Below are 1220 nucleotides of genomic sequence, written 5' to 3' on the forward strand. Positions count from 1 at the left end.
GCAGGTTGAACATCGGTTTAAACTTTTGCGCGAGCAAAAATTCCGAGTAGACGCGAGCAGAGAGCGCGGTCATATTTGTCGGTACCAACTCGGTTAATCTATTTGCCGATATCGCGTCATCGTAGTGACTAGAGTCCGTTGCCATCGCGTGAATCTCTCGAATCCGCTTGATTGGATGTGGCTCATTTGTGATTAGCGAGAACAAGCTTGCTGTGAGTTGTTTGCCTGATTTGTAATTAAGGCTTGTTGAGCGTACTGAGATTGGAGAAAGGGCAATGAGTGGCGCTTTAGGTAGTACATTGTGGTCTTTTAAATAGCAATGCAGTGCTTCTGCGCAAATCCCGATTAGGATGTCGTTCGTTGTGACATTTTCCAGTCCCTGCCTGAGCTCTCGAACGGTTGTAAATGACAGGTGGAGGTTGTCATTTACACGTTTGCTTGTGACTTTCTTGTTGAGAGGTGTTGTCGCAACACTTAATAGTGCGGCGGGAAGATTCAGTCGTTGAAGGTTCTCGTAGAGCACGCCATAAAATGCGGACGATGCGGTGTCTTTAAGCATGTTGGTCAATGCAGTGGGAATGGTCAACGCTTTGTTGTAAGCCGCTTCCAGTATTGAGCTTGTTTCTGGTAGTGCTGCTGGCGCCCAAGGTTCGGGCTTAGTTAGCTTGCTGACATGGGGGCTCACATCAAGGAGTTGGCTAAGAACATCTTCTCCGGTGGCGGAGTCGAGAGCGGCAATGTGTGTTACCAAAATTAGAGCGAAGTGGGTCTTGTCGCAGTTGGGTTCGTTCTCGAGTCCATCTACATAGTAGGCTTGCCAAAGAGGTTGATGTCTTTCAAGGGGGGTGTTGAGGATTTTGGCGGCAAGCTCATCTAGTGAGCATGGGTTTTGCAGTGCGCTCAGTTGAATATGGTGAACATGATTCGATAGTTTGAAACTCGGGTCATCGCACCAAATAGGAAATTCATTGTTTAGCGGCGCCTCAACCAGCTTTTGTCGAAAGAACGTTTCATTGCCCAGTTTTGATTCAACAATGGCTTTAAATCTATCGAAATTGAATCGAGATCGAGTGCTCTTTTTGCGAAATATGTATGTGCCGCCAACATGCAGAGGTGCTCTACTGCTCTCTAGAAAGAGGAAGGATGCATCGATTTCTGACAACGTTCTCATGCTATGGACTCAACCTGAAGTTGGTGGTTCGAGGCTTAGGCGGCGAGTG

At 47.4% G+C, this 1220-nt stretch carries 1 protein-coding gene; it reads right to left on the bottom strand.

Going from position 1 to position 1220, the window contains the following annotated elements; translation table 11 throughout:
* The coding region (locus A3751_RS18625; RefSeq protein WP_068458529.1) for a wax ester/triacylglycerol synthase domain-containing protein at positions 1-1171 on the bottom strand (1171 nt) is incomplete at its 3' end.
* Positions 1172-1220: the final 49 nt, after the last annotated feature.

It is taken from the genome of Oleiphilus sp. HI0080, from assembly GCF_001635135.1.